Origin of the sequence: Photorhabdus laumondii subsp. laumondii (genome assembly GCF_003343245.1) — a bacterium.
Taxonomy (GTDB): domain Bacteria; phylum Pseudomonadota; class Gammaproteobacteria; order Enterobacterales; family Enterobacteriaceae; genus Photorhabdus; species Photorhabdus laumondii.
Window position 1 is genome coordinate 4,099,956 of sequence record NZ_CP024901.1, and the last position, 19,496, is coordinate 4,119,451.

Annotated in this window: 13 protein-coding genes; 5 read left to right on the forward strand and 8 right to left on the reverse strand. The window is 40.3% G+C overall.

Annotation, left to right across the window (positions count from 1 at the left end; translation table 11 throughout):
- Positions 1–170 precede the first annotated feature (170 nt).
- Both PluTT01m_RS18065 and PluTT01m_RS18070 read left to right on the forward strand, forming a co-directional pair.
- Entirely contained in the window at positions 171–446 is a 276-nt protein-coding gene (locus PluTT01m_RS18065) for a FaeA/PapI family transcriptional regulator (RefSeq protein ID WP_011147688.1), read from the forward strand.
- Between the two features lie 207 nt (positions 447–653).
- Positions 654–1,109 (forward strand): GNAT family N-acetyltransferase, encoded by a 456-nt coding sequence (locus PluTT01m_RS18070; protein WP_011147689.1) that lies wholly within the window; start codon positions 654–656, stop codon positions 1,107–1,109.
- 125 nt (positions 1,110–1,234) lie between these two features.
- On the opposite strand, the gene PluTT01m_RS18075 is transcribed toward PluTT01m_RS18070, so the two are convergent.
- Entirely contained in the window at positions 1,235–3,184 is a 1,950-nt protein-coding gene (locus PluTT01m_RS18075; RefSeq protein ID WP_011147690.1) for an autotransporter domain-containing esterase, read from the reverse strand.
- A gap of 439 nt (positions 3,185–3,623) precedes the next feature.
- Between PluTT01m_RS18075 and PluTT01m_RS18080 the strand changes: the two genes are divergently transcribed.
- Entirely contained in the window at positions 3,624–4,079 is a 456-nt protein-coding gene (locus PluTT01m_RS18080; RefSeq protein WP_041381049.1) for a GNAT family N-acetyltransferase, read from the forward strand.
- Between the two features lie 66 nt (positions 4,080–4,145).
- On the opposite strand, the gene PluTT01m_RS18085 is transcribed toward PluTT01m_RS18080, so the two are convergent.
- From PluTT01m_RS18085 to PluTT01m_RS18105, 5 genes are all read right to left on the reverse strand, one after another.
- Entirely contained in the window at positions 4,146–4,913 is a 768-nt protein-coding gene (locus PluTT01m_RS18085; RefSeq protein ID WP_011147692.1) for an energy transducer TonB, read from the reverse strand.
- A gap of 82 nt (positions 4,914–4,995) precedes the next feature.
- Positions 4,996–8,040 (reverse strand): TonB-dependent receptor domain-containing protein, encoded by a 3,045-nt coding sequence (locus PluTT01m_RS18090; RefSeq protein ID WP_011147693.1) that lies wholly within the window; start codon positions 8,038–8,040, stop codon positions 4,996–4,998.
- 256 nt (positions 8,041–8,296) lie between these two features.
- Positions 8,297–9,784, reverse strand: coding sequence for a surface lipoprotein assembly modifier (locus tag PluTT01m_RS18095; protein WP_041380263.1), 1,488 nt, complete (start codon positions 9,782–9,784; stop codon positions 8,297–8,299).
- Positions 9,785–9,878: 94 nt separating this feature from the next.
- Positions 9,879–10,625, reverse strand: coding sequence for a Slam-dependent surface lipoprotein (locus PluTT01m_RS18100; RefSeq protein WP_011147695.1), 747 nt, complete (start codon positions 10,623–10,625; stop codon positions 9,879–9,881).
- 888 nt (positions 10,626–11,513) lie between these two features.
- Positions 11,514–12,875 carry an MATE family efflux transporter gene (locus PluTT01m_RS18105; RefSeq protein WP_011147696.1) on the reverse strand — a complete coding sequence of 454 codons (1,362 nt, stop codon included), beginning with the start codon at positions 12,873–12,875 and terminating at the stop codon, positions 11,514–11,516.
- Positions 12,876–13,556: 681 nt separating this feature from the next.
- Between PluTT01m_RS18105 and PluTT01m_RS18110 the strand changes: the two genes are divergently transcribed.
- Together PluTT01m_RS18110 and PluTT01m_RS18115 are read left to right on the forward strand one after the other, a co-directional pair.
- Positions 13,557–14,831: a bifunctional O-acetylhomoserine aminocarboxypropyltransferase/cysteine synthase gene (locus tag PluTT01m_RS18110; protein WP_011147697.1), complete on the forward strand. Its 1,275-nt coding sequence runs from the start codon at positions 13,557–13,559 to the stop codon at positions 14,829–14,831.
- Positions 14,832–15,443: 612 nt separating this feature from the next.
- Positions 15,444–16,238, forward strand: a complete 795-nt coding sequence (locus tag PluTT01m_RS18115) for a glycoside hydrolase family 16 protein (RefSeq protein ID WP_011147698.1) — start codon at positions 15,444–15,446, stop codon at positions 16,236–16,238.
- Between the two features lie 47 nt (positions 16,239–16,285).
- Here PluTT01m_RS18115 and PluTT01m_RS18120 read toward each other — a convergent pair whose 3' ends face one another.
- A complete protein-coding gene (locus tag PluTT01m_RS18120; RefSeq protein WP_011147699.1) occupies positions 16,286–18,316 on the reverse strand; it encodes a TonB-dependent copper receptor in 2,031 nt (676 codons plus the stop codon).
- Positions 18,317–18,523: 207 nt separating this feature from the next.
- Positions 18,524–19,057: a DUF2946 domain-containing protein gene (locus PluTT01m_RS18125; protein ID WP_255562353.1), complete on the reverse strand. Its 534-nt coding sequence runs from the start codon at positions 19,055–19,057 to the stop codon at positions 18,524–18,526.
- Between the last annotated feature and the right edge of the window lie 439 nt (positions 19,058–19,496).

Below are 19,496 nucleotides of genomic sequence, written 5' to 3' on the forward strand. Positions count from 1 at the left end.
TACCCAATGGATTTCAAGATGCATCGCGACGGCAAGGGAGCGAATCCCCGGGAGCATAGATAACGATGTGACCGGGGTGAGTGAGTGCAGCCAACAAAGAAGCAACTTGAAAGATGACAGGTATAATTGTTCAAGATATCCAACTGGGTTCAATAAAGCCTGGAGTTAATATGGAAAATCGGAAAGATTCGACTCAACCTTCCCAGACGGATCAAATACTCAATGTCATATCCGAATTATGTACTATTCGGAAAATGCAAGCGGCTCCCCCACCAGAATCATGGCCTAGTACGCGTGATGTAGCGGAACAATGCGATTTCACCATCTACAAAGCACGTTATCTGTTATTGAAACTGGCTAACAAAGGATTAGTTATGGTAACTCCGTCTCCCATTAAGAATTCTCTCCGATGGTATATATCGGAAGACAAAATTAAGTCTATCTAATGTCAAACAATTCTGAATAAATGGATGTCTGTTCTGTACAAAAGGGCCTGTCTATATAGTCGAAAACTTGAAGAAGCAACATACGGCCCTATGGCGTTATTCATTCAAATCGCTATATTCTTTCCATGACAAAAGTCTCGGCAAAACATTCAAGCACAGAGATATCATAACCCATTATTATCATTTTATCTTAAGAGGAAGCCTGGCATGGAAAAATTGCATCGTTGGGAAAAGGATGGATATGTTGTCACTACAGATAAGAATAAATTAGATATTATGATCATACAGCAGTTTTTAACGAAATCCATTTGGGCAGAAGGAATCGACAAGGAGACAGTTAAGCTGTCGATCGAAAATAGCTTGAACTTTGGTCTATATAAAAATACTCAGCAAATAGGATTTGCTCGTATCGTGACTGACTTCACAACCTTTGGTTATCTTAGTGATGTTTTTATTTTAGATGGCTATCGAGGATTGGGATTAGGGCGCTGGCTAATGACATGTTGCCTGGAACATCCCCAAATAGCACAACTTCGTCATATTATGCTTGTCACTTCGATGGCACCGTGGCTGTATGAAAAAATGGGTTATTCCCCAGTGAACGAAGAAAACTTTGTTTGGCAAATTGTTCGGCCGGATATTTATAAACAACCCAAGATATGAGGCAATCATCACGAAAAATGCCCGATCACTTTGTCGGGCATTACTACGACAATAACCACACTATTGCGACAAGTGCGACAAACAGGGCGCTACTGTTTTATCAACTTGTATCTTTTAACCAGAAATTAGAAACTGGCATTAACACCTAAGCTGAACGCATAAGTGTGATTCTGAACATCACCATCATTGCGTGATATTGACGCAAAAGCGCCCCAATCTTTTGTAATAGCAGCATTCATACCGATAACGTATTCACGCCAGTTGGTGTCCTGCTTTTGGCTTTTACTCACGAAAGATGTCTCAGTTGAGTTAATGGCACTACTAATCTGATAACGCTTATCGCCGAACTGATGGTTAAACCGAACTTCAGCATAGGGGTTAAAACGACTAAAATTGGTGTCAAAACGCCAGCCTAATGTTCCAACCTGTGAGTCGTAACGTTGATCACCGAAATGCATAGCCGTACTGCTATTACCTGATTCACGATAACCTTTAACATAACTCTTATCCCAAGCGTACTGGATAATCGGGCTGGTCATCACCGTAGATGTCAGCGGAATATCCCAACCCGCGGTAATGCGTCCTCCCCACTGATGACCGGTAGTCGAAGCATGCTCCTTGCGCAGCCACTCATTGAGCACGATACCGCGCGTAATATCCTCATATTTCATGTCCAAATAGTGAAGATCGCCGCTAATCCAACCTTTATCGTAGTAACGCCATAAGCCATAAGTGGTGAATAGATAACCACGGCCATCAGCGCGGAAATGATTAACTGAGCGTTTATCCTGATAACGCGAGATCATCCCGCCTAACAAAATATTATCCGTGAGTTGATAGTCACTACCCAGTGTCAATGTACTGTTGTGATTTCCACTATAACCACCGAATACGCCTATTTTACTCTGCTCATTACCCACGCTGCGTAGCTGTTGCAAACGGCCGTCAAGAGAGGCAAGCGCCCCCTTCACCGGCACATTATTGGTATTCGTCAGTGACATAACCTGATGTGGAGCATTAAGGATTGAAATAGTCTGCTCACCAATCATACGCTGTGCGGCTGGAGTCGGATGAAAATCATCAGAGAACAAAAAGGATTTACTGGCATCAAAACCGGTATCATCAGAACGACAAGAATTAGCCTCCTTATCCCGAACACAAGCATAGCCTAAGGTATTGGAAAAACCGTAACGTAAAGGATTATCAATGACTTCATGTAAAAGTGCATTAACATCAACCCTAACAATATTGCCGCCCTTCTTGCTAAGTGCGGTATCTTCTAATTCATTGTACTTATCAACCAATCCTGAGGCTTTTCTGCTTGTTTCGTTATACTTATCAAGTAATTGTCGCTTATATTCTTCCGCTGTTTTAGCATCTCCCTTTGAAGCCCTAGTCGCAAGCTTTTCAAAGATCCCTTGGATAACTTGAGAGCGAATATCTTCATTTATGGTTGGATATTCATTAGTGCCCGCACGGATCATATCCTTTAATTCCTCAACCTGGTCAGGAGTGAGAGAAATCGGGAGCTTAGTGAGTCCCTGAGAGACGACGGCTTTCATAATCATGGGTGTTTTTCCGAGATCGGGAACAGTAGGTACAATGACGATCCCAGCTCCCGCATCAAGAAGTTTATGCACCTGTGCCGAGGCGTTCATCGCACTATTTCTAACAATTTTCGGATCGCCTCCTAACATGACAGCTTTAAGATCATTACCACCAATCCAGTGAACATACATGCCATTAGGATCAGCACGACCACCGTGGCTTGCCAGATAATTATCTACTTGATTTTGAGTATTGTTATCTTTGTTTAAATCAGGAACAGCAGTCGCTCCACCCACTGCATAATTAGTCCCCCCATTTTGGGAATGGGTCAGTTTAGTCCCTAAATATTGAGCAATAAAATCGTTATACAACTGACTGGTTGTACCATTGATCATATATCGACCTTTATTTCCTCCATCACTCAAGCTATCACCAAAAACATATAGATGGTCATAAGTGTGTGCGTTCGAAATTGCACTTATCGAAAGTGCTAACATGCCTGGTGCAAATATAAATGCCCTTTTCATTAATATGATCCTCAAGAAGTTATTTTATATTTATCATTGAACTAGCCGCTCAACTGAAATGATCAATCCAAATAGAAACTACGTTAATGAGATATGACTCAATCCCTTTCTGATTAACCAATACCTCATTATAGTTAGCAACAGGGAGAATCTCGCATTGTTTTTTTAGGTTTTAAAGTTTAGTGTTGCTTGATTGTTCAATTAACCAAATTGGTTAAAATTCAACTATCTATAAAAAGTAATATTAGACCAAATAGATTGAATTCTCTCCTTTGTTTCATGAAATAGATCACAAAACAGACAGCATAAGATTCTGATAAGAATAATGGATAGGAATAACGGCTAAGTCTGAGTAATATCTGAAGCGATCCATCACAACAAATGTGATAGCGTTAATTCATCATCGGTTTAGAGAAATAAAAGATTAAGAAAAATGAATATGAGAATTCAGCAAGCGATAAAGGCCGATTTCAATAAACTGATCGAAATCTGGGAAGCCTCGGTACGGGCAACACATGACTTTTTATCTGACGAACATATTAATCAATTACGCCCATTGATTCTGCATACCTATTTACCGATGCTGACGGTTTATAAAGCGATAAATGATAAACACGAAATTGAAGGTTTTATTAGCGTTGATCAGCATCGAGTTGAAATGTTGTTTATCTCTCTAGATTCCCGTGGCAAAGGCATCGGCAAGACATTGCTGAATTTTGCTATTAGCAAATTAGGTATCAATGAACTTGATGTTAATGAACAAAATGTTCAAGGGGTGGGTTTCTATCAGCACTTGGGATTTGAAGTTTTTAACCGCTCAGAAATTGACGGTCAAGGTAATCCATTTCCGTTATTACATATGCGAATTGAACGGCCGAACACCGAAGCTACCTAACTTGTACCAAACTCACATGGCACCATTATTATCAGGGCAGCGACAGTCTCTTCGCTGCCCAAACCTTTATTTCAAATTAAATTCTATTGCTAAAGTGAGATCCCTTGGCAAACCGGCCGGTTTCAGTCCTACCGACCGAGCCTGTTGGATAGCCGCAAGGGCAGCGCGGTCTAATTCATCAGCGCCTGAACTCTGCACTAATTGGTGATTTGTCAAATCGCCACTATCCAGCAAGCTAAACCTGACCTGTACGATACCCTGTTGCTTCATCTTCTTAGCCCGACGCGGATAGCGTTTATGTTTTTCAATTTCACGACGCAAGGCGGACTGATAGTTTTGTAACTCATCAGCCCCCATGCCAATCATCGGTTGGCTGGTCGTCGCTTGACGGGCACCAGCTTGTGAATCCACAGCATCTCTCCCTGCTAATTGAGAGCTGCCTTCCGTTTGCTCTGCCAATTTTGGCTGAGGATCTTCCACCAGCTCTTTCTGTGGCTGAGACTTGTTCTTCGGTTTAGCATCTGCCTGTTTTTTGGGCAGTTCTTGTTTCCGTGGCCTATCCACTGGCTTATTGAGAGCTATTTTTGCCTCATGAGGTGATTCCGCTACCGCTATCTCTGGCGGTAACGGAATAGGTTCCGGGTCCACAGGTTGCTCCTGTCCGGCCGGTGCTGCCGAAGCAACCATTTCTACTGACATACTGATTATTGGCGAATTCACTGATTGATTATTCGCACTGTCATCACGCAGTAAATGCCACGCCATAAACACGAGAATGCCCGCGTGTAACAGTAAGGAAGCAAATAAGCCAATATAAATACGATTTTTCATCATAACTTCAAGCCATCTTTCCGTTCGTTATCTCTGGAGATTGCCAGCGCTCTTAACAGGCAACCGACTAATCTCCCTTAAAGAGTCAGAACCGACTGGTGACACTAAGCTTAAACGTCCGTCCGGGCGCTGGCATCATGGAACGTGTTAACGGGTCCAAATAATAGCGATCGGTTAAGTTAGTGCCGGATAATTCAATGATTACATCTGGCGTAACCTGATAATTAATATAAGCATCTACAGTCATGACCGAATTCCAACGCATCGGGTTATTATTTATTCCTTTATAAGCGCCTGGTATTTTCTTCATTAACCATTTTTCATCCTTATTCTCAACACTACTGTGGTATAATACTCTACTGCCGATTTCTAAATTTTCATTTAATAACCGGCCGCCAATATTCAGATTAAGAGAATAACGCGGTGGAATAGCTGTCCTTAAAAAACCACCGGGGAAACCACCATCAATACATTCAGGGACACCAAACTGGTTTCTTGGATCTAACATCAGCGATGCGGTTTTATCGCAAACTTTATTCTTAAGATTATAAGATAGGCCAAAATGGGTAAAGAAACTACCGTTATCATAACGCCCCTGTAGTTCTAAACCGGATAATTTCTGTTTATCTAGCTGAGTAAATACAAAGTTACTGTCACGGTCAAAGATATTTTCTATAACTGTATTATAATAAGCGAATTTAATGTCTGCATTACGCTCTGCACCTAATAACTGACTTAAATCATGCACATAACCCACCTCAACGGTTTTACTACGTTCAGGTTTAGAGGCACGTGTAGGTTTATCAATGAGACCAGAGGAGAAACCGACAGTATCTTCAAAAATACTCGGCATACGTACCGCTTCGGCATAACGGGTATAGATACGTGCATTATCAGAAATATAAGCTGTTGCGGAAAATACCGGAGCCCAAGCATGATCCTTACGTTTAGGTTGTTTAGACCAACGCTCTTGTTCGCTTTTTTCTCTATAAACACCACCATCACTGTTACTCAATATCTCTCCAGAATCATCAACATAACGGCTATTCTGTTGAGCAGTACTGTATTCATATTTATACACTTCTTTATTCGTCACAGGATCAATAACGCGCTCATTCATATCAAGTTCCCCATTGAAATAAGGGTTATCTTGTTTATATAACTTACCATCGTCATGATATTTCCAAAGCACATCTACCGGTGCCATAGGGCGAAGAATTGAATCCCGTTCTTCTGATTCTGTGATCTTCTTTTCTTCATATTCGAGAAATTCATCTAAATCATCGAAACAATCATCAGCGCAATTGCTATATTTTTTATACAATACAGCTTCCTGATCAGTAAGTGTTCTCATATATTGCAGTCCCTTACCAACCACTTTCTTATCCTGACTATAGCGAAGATCATGAGCAGCTAAACGTTCATTTAAAAAATCATCTTTAGACCAATAACTGACTCGTTTAGCTCCGGCACTTAATGCCAACCATGAAGTAGGACGCCAGTCAAAATTAAAAGCAATATTATTCTCCTGACGGCGCCCTTTTCTTGGTAGCGAACGAAAACTAGAAAAACTTTTTGCTTCATAATCATCATGAGAACCTAAACGTTCCCGTTGTAGATTAGCTGACAATGTTAAATCCAGATCCGGGGTCAACGCAAAAGCATTAGAAAGATCAACACCCCAACGGTTATTATGAGCATTGGTAGAAGCAGTATCTACCAGACGACCATCAATATTCGGATCTCTTTGCTTATTATTCACATCCCATACTTCATCTCGTTCTCGCGGTTCACGTGGATATCCCCCGGCAGTATTAGTATCGCTGATAGTACGGGTAATCCAAAATTTCATATCAAAATCAACCCACTTATTTCCATCAGGTTTCCACTTATAATCCAGATTAAATGCCTGCTGATGTACATTCGCCAACGGCCACTGCGATACAACATTATCTTTAGCACGAACCCAACCAATCCGCGAAGGCATAATCTCCCCGTAAATCGTTTTAGTGTCGCGGATACCAAGCCCAATCGTCTGTTGGTTAGCCAAGTACCAAGTATTTTTAACTAACCAAGATTCCATTTCACTGGAGGTATTAGGTACCTCATTGCCAGGGCGATATATACGTGCGACAAAAGGCAAATAAGGATCATACGACCGGGTACCACCATCAAGGATCTCTATATCCTTTTTACTGATGGGATCATCATAGCGATGAGCACCACCCTTGCCAGCAAAATAGTTTCCTTTACTGCGGTAACTATAAGCTGCCATTAAATCAAAGAGCTCTTGGCGAGTACCGATTGCCAAACGTATTGCATTATCTTTCAGACCCAATAATTTATTATCTTTTGAGGTTTTCGGCGTAATTTCTAGCGCAGGATCAACATAATTAAACCCCTTAGTAAAACCAGGAATATCTCGATAATCTTGTCCCCATGTCAAACTCGGTACACGTTCTTTAACCGCATTACTACTGGTTTCCAATTTCAAATTAATACCAAATCGTTCATCTATTGGTACCACATCATCGATACCCAAAGTTTTTATCATAATGGCCCCACCGATTGAGCCTTTTACCCCACGCGTCAGTGACGGACCTTTTTCTATTTCAATACTGCTGATCAAGTTAGGATCAATATAATTACGATTATTCGCACCATTATAACCACGCCAGGTGGTAATTGCCTGCTCAGTACCATCAATGGTAACAGGCACCCGTCCCTGCCCCTGAATACCTCGAATATTAGGATCTAATGCACCACTGTTTCTCGAATCACCACTAAATACGCCAACTGCACTTTTTAAAACATCCGCTGGTGAAGCGCCTTTATAGCGTTCTACCAAATCCTTACCCAAATAAATATTGGTAATATCTTTATCATAAACCGCATCATAACCTGCCTCATCTTTTTCACTGGTCGCTGAAACGTTAATTTTACCAAGGTCAGCTTTATTTTCAGTGGATTGTTTAGATGGCTGAGCAGAAGCTATTGATGTTTCGGCATCAACACGGTAGGGCATCATACTGTAAGCCAATGCCAGCATGAATGTTATTTTGCTATATTTATTATTTAATTTATACATAATCATTATCTGCCATAGTGGGGATTGAAATATACCCGTCATCTTTCAAGTTGCCTCTTTGTTGGCTGCACTCGCTCACCCCGGTCACATAGTTTGCTATGCTCCCGGGGATTCACTCCCTTGCCGCCGCGATCCATCTTGAAATCCATAGGGTATATACCCGTTATCTTTCAAGTTACCTCTTTGTTGGCTGCACTCACCCCGGTCACATCGTTCTCTATGCTCCCGGGGATTCGCTCCCTTGCCGCCGCGATGCATCTTGAAATCCATTGGGTATAACTTGTTACTTCAATCAGTATCAAAAATACTTTTCAAACTTGACTAACACTTCATTCTTATTATAGGAATAGAGCCAATCAACATTACTATTATTTTTTCTAAACCGATAAGTAATTACTGGGGTTAAACCGAAAACTTCAAATTTAGGCATACTCACAATTGCCGCATAGAATTGTTCATTATCTTTACGACGTGCATTTAGAGGCACACTGTAATCACCAAATTGCCGCTGGCGTAATACAGTAAATACCACTGCATTAATTCCCGGATACAATTGAGTTGAAATGCCTGCTCTCACACCTTTTTGTTGATAATCGTCAGCTTTCTCAACACTAGTTTTATTAACCCAATCACCACCCGCAAAGGTAATTGTCTGATCAGTTAAATAATAAGATAAGGTGGCATAAACAGAGGCCATATTACCGTCATTATGATTATAAAGTTTATGATAACGAAACTGCTTATATTCACCTTCCAAATTCAATACCAAATTTTCAGATAAAATATTCATCCATTCAGATTTTATTCCCGTAGTACGATAACGGGAATGGTTACCAACAGAATTAAACTCAACAACTGGCCCCATTAGGAAATCATTTTTTTGCGCTTTATAACTATAACCAAAATAAGCAGAAGTCGTATTTTCATTCTCCTCACTATGATGACGATAACTTTCCCCATAAGTCATCGAACGTAAAAAGACACCGTGGTGACCACTTAGCGGATATATCTTACGTAACGTAGCATCATAACTAATACCATTCGCTTTCTTTGCCATAGGCAGCTTACGTTCAACCGCACACTCACCATTTTCACGATAGAGAGTGCAAACAGGAGGCTTATCTGACGACATATTCGTGTTATCGTTAAAGATATATCCTACGGAGAAAGATCCACGCCAGGAATTACGCAAATTAATCGCCTCCTGATAATTAGTTATATTCTTAATGACTGCTGGTGGTAATTTATTTTCATTATCGCGACTAACTGCTGAAATCTCATTAAATAGTAAGCTGGCTTCTCTATTCTTTTGATTCTCATAATAGACTCTGGCTAACTCTAATTTAGCCCGGGTAAAATCAGGTTGTTGCTGCAAGATGGCCTGATAATGCTGTTCTGCTGCTACTAAGTCACCTTGTAAACGCGCCAGATTTGCCTGAGCAAAATGGACCAATTGGGTATCATGTCCAGGTAATTTCTGGTACATCGATAAAAAACGCTCAACATCCTGCACTTGTTGATGATTAATGGCTAAATAAAGCGCCTGACCAATATCATTCACATTGTTTTCAACACTAAACGTTTGACCATTAAGGACTATCAATAAATGATCCGTTTTTTTATCCACGGTTTCATCTGTGACCAACGCTTTTTCTTGATCCTGCAAATTTCGCTGTACGTTATACCACAATCTTCTACCGGTATCTTCATCTGCCAACACTAGAGATGGCTCTATAAACAAACAACTAATGAGTAAAGTAAAACGAACAATTGAGGTATTTAGCATCGGTAATATCACTGCTTAATCGTCGAGTCAAAAATAAACAAAAATAAGACAAAGCCCACATGGCTTTGCCTTATCCAGTTACTAAGAACGCATATTACGGGTTCTTAGTTCCACCAAAGGCGGTATCTTTACTATGGTCCGCAGCAAACGTAGCAGTCCCTGCTAAACTAGCGGCATTATCACCAAAGAAATGTCCGCTATTTCTACCAACAGCACCTCCAGCAGTCGCACTACCAACAAATGAGCCATCAGATTTAATAACAGAATTAATACCGACAGTGAGTGCGCTATTTGCTATTGAACCAGTAAGTCTTTTCTGACCGAAATCAGCAGTAAATGTTCCATGTAGAGCATTGCTACCACTATATTGGTTAATTCCTTTAACCGTATAAGTTGCAATACCACCGGTAGGCAAATTAGTCGTGACATCTTTACCGGAATAATAGGCAGTATGAGTAGTATCATTCACCTTACCGGTTTGTGACCATTCACCAAAATAGACATCAGCATCAGCCACTTTACTAAAGTTGAATACCCCCATGCCTCCATGACTACCCGATCCAGGCATAGAAATTTTATGAATTCCATTTGTATCCGCCTTGACATAAGCAGCAAGGCTTGAAAAGCTAATAATCCTACCATTAGAAATAGATTGCACCCCAATCCCCGGCTCTCCACCTAAGGTTGGGTGACCACCACCACGTGGTTCAGTCACCCCTACGTTAACGCTAGGTTTATTCTCATCAAACTTTTGAGTTTGCCCAAAACCTGGGGCCGCTATAGCTTGTGTTACTAACCCACATGTACCTAATACTGCAATTAACACTTTAACTTTGTTCATAGCATATTCCTTATGTTAACTAATTAAATGTTAGAGTATTGCTTATTACATAGTTTTAGTACCGTCCGAAGACTGGCGCGCATACTAACGTACTTTTAATAAAAAATGAAATGATAATCATTATCATAAAACAATTGTATCTATTTGTATAGAATGGCAATTAATATAGATAACTATTTAATTATTAAATAAATATTTGCCATAACCTTAATATAAGGATGGATATAATATTAGGTGAATCACCAATAATGAGCGTAAAAAAATCAATACATATAGATAGATGAATAAGAAATTATTTCAATAATAAACTAATTTAATGGTTATTATTTAAATGGTTACTATGTGATATCAAATTAGCTATTTCACATTAATTAAGAAATATTTGACAATGAGAAATAAAAACAAAAAATATATATTCCATCTAAATGATTTAAATAGAAAAATTATTTCCACAGATATAAATATACCCTATGGATTTCAAGATGCATCGCGACGGCAAGGGAGTGAATCCCCGGGAGCATAGATAACGATGTGACCGGGGTGAGCGAGTGCAGCCAACAAAGAGGCAACTTGAAGGATAACGGGTATATATTTATTCTGAGAATAATCACTAATATATCAATTAGTAAACTCACTAAAACAAAAATATTACTAACATGACTTAAATTATAACTAAATATCATCTCCCATTGATGGAAAATAAAATAACCACAGTTTTATCGAGTAAATTTTCATCAACTGTAATTTTTTACAAAATAAATAGTCAAATGGTAACATTGATACTCTTTTAGCTCCAAGATTAAAGAGTTGAATTCAGTTATTTAAATAAATTCAGAAAAATCCCCTACCTTTCGACAGGGAATTTATGTAGATACGATAGCTCTTCGATTAATATGAAATTAACCGAGAAATCATTCCTCTCTGTCTAACCTTTAATATGATAAACAGCAAAATAGCGTTCACAAAAAGACCCAAAACCAACCCATACCAAAACCCGATAATTCCCATACGCTCGGTTACCCAATCTGTCAAAGCCAAAATAAACCCTAATGGCAAACCCACCAACCAATAACCGAATAACGGCGCGTAAAATACCGATCGGGTATCATGAAAGCCTCGTAAAATACCGGATAAAGCCGCCTGACAAGAGTCAAAGAATTGGAACAGGCATAACAGAAAGATTATGTTAAGCGCAATTATTATGACGCCATTGTCGTTAGTATAGAGTGAAATAAATGAACCTGCGAAATAATAGATTAAAACACCAATAACTGCGGAAATAGATAAAATCAAAGCAATTGAGATTTTTATAGTACCTGTTAATGATATTTTATCTCTCTTGCCAATATAGGAGCCGACTCTCACAGTTACCGCGGCTGCAATTCCCCCTGTTATGGTATAGATGATAGAGGTAATATTAAGCATAATATTATGTGCAGCAATGACTTGCGCCCCCAAAGGAGCAGCGGTTATCGCAATCACATCCAGAAAAACCATTTCAACAAAAAGAGCCAATCCACTTGGCATACCAATATAAAAAGTTCTAATTAAAGAATTATATTTTGGTAAACTGAAATCTGGCCTATATCGCCGATATTCCTTCTTTAGCAAAAAATAGATAATCAGGCATACAGCAATTAGATTATTAATAATTGCAGTTGTAATACCCGCGCCAATACCTCCCATTTCTGGCAAACCCAGTTTTCCATAAATAAGTATGTAGTTTAATGGTATATTCAATAATAAAGCACCAGCAGACAAATACATTGCGATTTTTGTGTCTTCCAATCCTTGTAGAAATGAACGAAAAACATTAAATATCATAACGCTAGGAACACCACAAGCCAGAGCAATAACATAGCCCTGGGTAATTTCTAAAATATGCTCATCGATGCCTATAAACGAAAGTAGCCAGCTAACTAACATTAATAAAATAATTATTGGTATCGAAAGTATCACCGCCAGAAACAAGTAATTTTTAAGACTGTCTTTAATCCCTTCATCATCATGTTGCGCTTTCTGCTTAGCGACATCTGCTGCCAGCATGATAATCGTCCCATATCCTAATACAAATATAGGAAACCAAATACTACTTCCTAATGTTACGGCGGCTAAATCAGCCGTAGCATAGTGACCAGACATCACAATATCCACAAAACTCATGGCTGTGCGTGCTATCTGACTAACGATGATAGGGAAAGAGAAAAATAAAAGTTGTTTTAACTCCCGCCAGTTTGAAAACTTAGCCATAATAATCCCACTAATTTATTGGTTAGTGCCAATATTGATCATACTAACAATAAATTACGACCAAAATCATTTAGAAAAGTTCGAAAAAATTAGAACGATGAGTATACCTTCTATTTTCGTTCAGGCAACAGTGAAGAAATAAATTAAACCAATCTAACGAAAACTAACTATTTCACGGAAATTTTTGTGATCTTTCTAAAAGATTGGATATTTATTTGCATATTTTGTTCTCATTTTTTATTTTAATAGTTAATGTTACTTGGCTGAAATCGTTGAAGTCTTTTGTGATAATATCCACATTCTTAAAAAATAAAGATGCCAGCATAGCGAAAGCAAATAATTAGTAACTTTTTCAAATTATTTCTTTAATTAATAAAGAATTAGCGGAAATATCATGTCTATACATGATACCGATTCTAATAGTTCATCAATCAAAAAAAGATATCAATTAAATTATTTATGAGCAATAGTAAGTAAGGCTATACCCAATGGATTTCAAGATGGATCGCGACGGCAAGGGAGCGAATCCCCGGGAGCATAGCGAACTATGTGACCGGGGTGAGTGAGTGCAGCCAACAAAGAGGCAATTTGAAAGATAACGGGTATATGGTTTTAACAAAAGCTGCTTACACCTATTCATCAAAGATATATGTCATCTTACCGTAAAAGAAGAGATCGAAAATGAAACCAGAAACTCTTGCTATCCACGGCGGATATTCCCCAGATCCAACAACTAAAGCCGTTGCCGTTCCTATCTATCAAACAACATCCTATGCGTTTGACGATACTCAACATGGTGCCGATCTGTTTGATTTAAAGGTTGAGGGTAACATCTATTCCCGCATTATGAACCCAACCAATGATGTATTGGAAAAACGGGTTGCTTTACTCGAAGGAGGAATAGCCGCTTTGACCGTTGCATCTGGCATGGCGGCCGTCACTTGCGCAATTCAATCCATTGCTAGCGCTGGAGATAACATTATATCTGTTGCTAAGTTATATGGCGGCACTCATAACCTGCTAGCTCACACATTGCCGCGATTCGGTATTGAAACACGATTTGCTGAACACGATGATATTGCAGCATTGGAGTCACTGATTGATGATCGTACCAAGGCGGTATTTTGTGAATCTATTGGTAATCCAGCCGGTAATATTGTTGATCTGAAAAAATTTGCCGACGTCGCCCATCGTCATGGTGTTCCCTTAATTGTTGATAACACTGTCGCCACGCCTGTGCTTTGCCGCCCCTTCGAGTATGGCGCTGATATTGTTATTCACTCTTTAACCAAATATATGGGAGGACATGGTAACTCTATTGGCGGCATCATTGTGGATTCCGGCAATTTCCCCTGGAAAAAATATAAGCAGCGGTTTGCTATATTGACTACCCCGGACCCCTCCTATCATAACGTCGTTTATACCGAGCAATTTGGCAAGGCTGCATTTATCGGGCATTGCCGTGTGGTACCGCTACGTAATATGGGCGCTGCACTGTCGCCTTTTAATGCTTTCCTTATTCTACAAGGATTGGAAACACTGGCATTAAGAATGGAGCGTCATACTGAAAATGCACTGAAAGTCGCTCATTATCTGCAAGAGCATCCTCAAGTTAGTTGGGTGAAATATGCCGGATTGCCAAACCATCCAGAACATCAACTGGCTCAACAGTATATGAATGGAAAGCCCTCAGCGCTCCTCTCTTTTGGTATTAAAGGCGGGCAACAATCCGGCGCGCGATTTATTGACGCACTAAAATTAATTGTGCGACTGGTTAACATCGGCGATGCTAAATCACTCGCCTGTCATCCAGCGTCAACAACACATAGCCAATTAAATGATGAAGAGTTAATTAAAGCTGGCATATCACAGGATATGATTCGCTTATCAATCGGCATTGAACATATCGACGATATTATTGCCGATCTTGCCCAAGCTCTGGATGCATCGAAATAATTTAAAGTTGTCATACACCCCGTTCCAGTGAACGGGGTTTTATTCATCGATATTCACTGTTTTTTATTCTACCTATACCCTATGGATTTCAAGATGCATCGCGGCGGCAAGGGAGCGAATCCCCGGGAGCATAGATAACGATGTGACCGGGGTGAGTGAGTGCAGCCAACAAAGAGGCAACTTGAAGGATAACGGGTATATCTCAATTATTTTTTCCTAACCCATGTTGCCGACTTTAATTATCTTGCATTTTTATCAACCAATATTAACACCATATTGAATAACTAAAACGAAAAGCATATACCCTATGGATTTCGAGATGGATCGCGGCGGCAAAGGAGCGAATCCCCGGGAGCATAGATAACTATGTGACCGGGGTGAGAGAGTGCAGCCAACAAAGAGGCAACTTGAAAGATAACGGGTATAGGGGTAATAAATTAAATAGGTAACCCTGTCGTGAATATTCGATAAAGTAACGCATCTCTCCACGACAAAAAGGAGAAATTAATAACATTCATTTTTTAAATTGATATCCATAAGGTTCAAGGATTCGAATAGAAATCGGTAATAGATCTCGGATAAATATTCATGTTAAATATACAAGGAAAATAGATGAAAATTCAGCTAACTTATACATTGCTATTAAGCACACTGTTCAGTGGATATGCTCTAGCACAAATCCCCAATGAATTCAGCCCTACACCGTTATTTGAAGATAATTTCGATGGCACAATACTTAATACCCAAAAGTGGGATTACCGTGGCCTGGGTGTCAGAAAAAATTGTATTAATACTCAATCAGCGGTTATTGTGCGAAATGGACATTTAACCATAAAAACCTATTCCGATAGCTCTTCTGGCAAGCTACAGAATTATTGCGGCATGATTTCAACACAAAAAAGTTTTCTACAATCATATGGCTATTGGGAAGCCGCTATCAGATTTAATCGTGCGGAAGGTAATCAAGTTGCATTCTGGGTCCAGTCACCGACAATGGGCCTCGATTTAACAAATCCAAAAAAATCAGGTGTCGAAATTGATGTATTTGAACATTTAGCTGAAGCGACACAGGATCAATATGATCACGCAATTCACTGGAATGGTTATGGCAGCGCTCATAAAGAATGGTCAAAGAGATTGTCTACAAATAAACTTGCTGATGGTCAATTCCATAAATTTGCTGTGGCGTGGACACCAAATGGTTATACATTTTATGTTGATGATATTCCCCAAAATCTGTCTGGACTAGATCAAGTTCCAATTTCAATCGCCAACCAATATATTATTTTGAGCTCCGAAGTGCCGCGCAGTTATCCAGCACAGGGTTATGGCCCGATAAATGAAACAACCGCAACATTCGATATTGATTATATAAAAGTTTATCCGTATATCGGTAATAAGAAATAATTCTCGATCAGGAAAAGGGCACCCAATAATTGGGTGCCACTTTCTCATTAAAACTTTATATCTACTTTCGCCCACACTGTCCGGCCGGGTTCATTCACTGAGGTATTCGCTGAATAACCAAAGGTGCTATTACCGGCAAGGTTAAGGTGTTCGCTATATTCTTTATCCAAGATATTGTCAATGCCAGCGCTCACTTTTATATCTTTGTTAACCTTATAGGCAACATTGGCAGAGAGCACGCCGAAACCGGAACTATCTTGAAAATCTTTGCCGACAACATTCCCCTGCCCCACGGCAATCCGATGCTGGCTGCTCACCAATCGCCACAAACCTGTACTGCTCCAATCACCACGTTCATAGGTCAAGCCGAAGCGGGCTTCCAGAGGTGGGATCTGAGGCATCGGCTTGTTATCCGTCCGGTTTTCTCCCCAAGCATAGGCTAGGCTGGCATCCGTTTTCCAATGATCTGTCAATTGATAACCAAAGCCCATTTCTCCGCCCATGATATTGGCATTAACATTATCAGCCTGGCTAATACGGGCGTTTGTCGGGCTATATCTAAATAAAATGAAATCACTTACACACCCTACATAGGCGGATACCCAACCATTAAAACGTTCCCCGGTATATTGGGCACCAATATCAAGCTGAGTGGTTTTCTCACTTTTTACCCCATCAAAAGCACTGGTACTCCCCGTCGGACCATAGGTAGGCGAGAACAGTTCCCAATAGTCAGGGAAACGTTCGGTGTAACCAATACCGGCATAAAACATCATTGGCATAGCCGCCAGAGTATGCTCTAAGCGCATAAAACCACTCGGTAAAGTATCATTACGCTCTTTTTCACTATTACCCGCAAATTTCTTTACTCGGCTGCGATCAAGACGGGCACCGGTTATCAATTCGCTCTGTTCTGTGGCATACCAAGTTAGCTCACTAAATAGGCCATAGTTGTAGAATTGAGCATCCTTTTGCCATACATTACCTGCTTTATTACGATGGGTATTGGTTTGCGTATCTGCGCCACTTTCCAATTTGAAGTCTTGCCATAGCCAGGTGCCCATGACTCGCCCCCCGATAACACGACGATCCAGTTGCATCGACATACCGTGGTTCATATTCATGTGCATACCACATCCATGTTTACAACCCGCAGAAGACATCCCCATTGACATGGCGCTATTCGGAGAACGCAAAGTGATATTGTCCATAATATGGTTGGTATAGTTGTAATAAACTTGGGCTTCAACCTTATCAAGCACCTCACCGAGGTTAGATTTCTCAAAACGCACACCGAGACTTTCACGTTTGAATTGCGAACCGTCCATGCTACGTCCAGCATAACGCGCTTCTCCGTCCCCTTTTCCTGCGGTGAACTCAAACAATGTGTCTTTATCCGGCGTCCACCCTAACGCCAGATCACTATTCCATTTATCCCAACGTGAAGGAACGCGATATCCACCACCATCTTTGTAGTCATTTGAACGGGATTTATTTGCCATTAAACGTAAATATCCCAATTCATTGCCAATACTGGCATCCACATTGCCATCCCAACGCTCATTTGAACCCGTCAATCCACTGGCATTGAATTTGACTCCCGGCTCATCAAATCGCGGATGTTCACGTTCAAATCTTACCGTCCCTGCTGAAGCGCCAGCCCCCCACAATACCGTTTGGGGCCCTTTAATGACGGTCAGCAAATCATAACTTTCTGGCGAAATATAGGATGAAGGCGCATCCATTCTGCCGGGACAAGCTCCTAGCATTTCTGCACCATCAGTCAAAAGCTTAATCCTCGAACCAAACATTCCCCGAAATACTGGGTCGCCATTGGTGCCACCATTACGGATTTGAGAAAATCCGGGGATGGTTTTTAAATAATCAGAGCCGTCACTTGCCGGAACCGGCTGACGAGGCGTTTTTGGCGAGGTAACAATTGCCAAAGGAGAATACAAAGGTGCTGTTACGGTAATCACATCCCCATCATTAGTTTTTGCACCCTTTACATGGTCGTGTACATCCGCTGCGGTTTCAGCCGCATAGCCATTAAAAGTCGCTAGCAAAAAAAGTGGCATGGCCGAACGGATACAATGGGATAGCCTATTTTTTTTATGAGGAGAATTTTTTTCGAACATCATCATCTTGCCTTAAATGTAAACCCACCTTCCAAAGTGATATTTCTATCAACAACGGAATAGGTTATAGAATCCAACCAAATCATTTTTGGTATGAACAAACTGTTCCTAACTCAACAATGAGCAGGACATTTCATTATGTTTAAATCAATGAGATGAGATCGGTTCAGGCGGAGCACGAGGCAACGAATCAGAAAAGATGAAATGCGGCAAAAAGGAGGCTACGGTTTGAATCGGTGGTGGCCGTGAAGTCAGCGAAGTTGACCAAAATAGCGGTGTATTCGCCAAATCCAGCATAGGTATATGGATCAGAAAAACGCAGTATCCACAGGCAATATCCTCCAACATCGACATACCAACACTATGCATACCCATCTGCATGCCATCATGATGGTTAGTACTATTAGTACTATATAACTTAGTAACATGTGATGCGGAAGAAACGTCAGAATGAGACATATTCCGAGGTATATCATCGTCAGATGACATCACCCTATGGCAATCGACCACTTTCGATGAATGAGCCTCACTAATGCTGCGCGCATGTTCCAGTGACCGGGAAATCACTGGCGCAATGAACAACATCAGTATCGCGAATATACCGAGCCAAGCTGGCAGACGACTCCGCGATGTGTAAAATTGGATCAGCGACAAACTAAGCCTATTCTGTAGAGAACACATTCAGGGACGGGATTGTACGTATTTAACGACCAAATGTTAAAACACTTTATGCAGGAATGTCGCTTTGGCGACAAAATTTGTTGTTTTTATAAAATACTCTTCGTTTTATTGAACCAAGAACACTATGACCTAGAAACAATCCAAAATGATTAACAGGTTGTTTTGGAAAAAGGGGAATCGCTACAACACATTCATTGTTCAAAAAGAATGAGAACCCCAGATTGATGGTTAGTATACCTACCATCAATCTAAAAGGTACTGTCAGCTACCTAACATGCTGACGTTCATTACAGTTACTAAGTGCTTTCATTTCTTATAATTACAGTAAAACTCTTCTAAACTAATCAGGCTTGTTAACATTAACAAACTCATTATTTGCAAAGAACTATTTGCAAGTAACTAATAGTGCCTCAGTAACTTACTGTTCTTCTTAGACGAA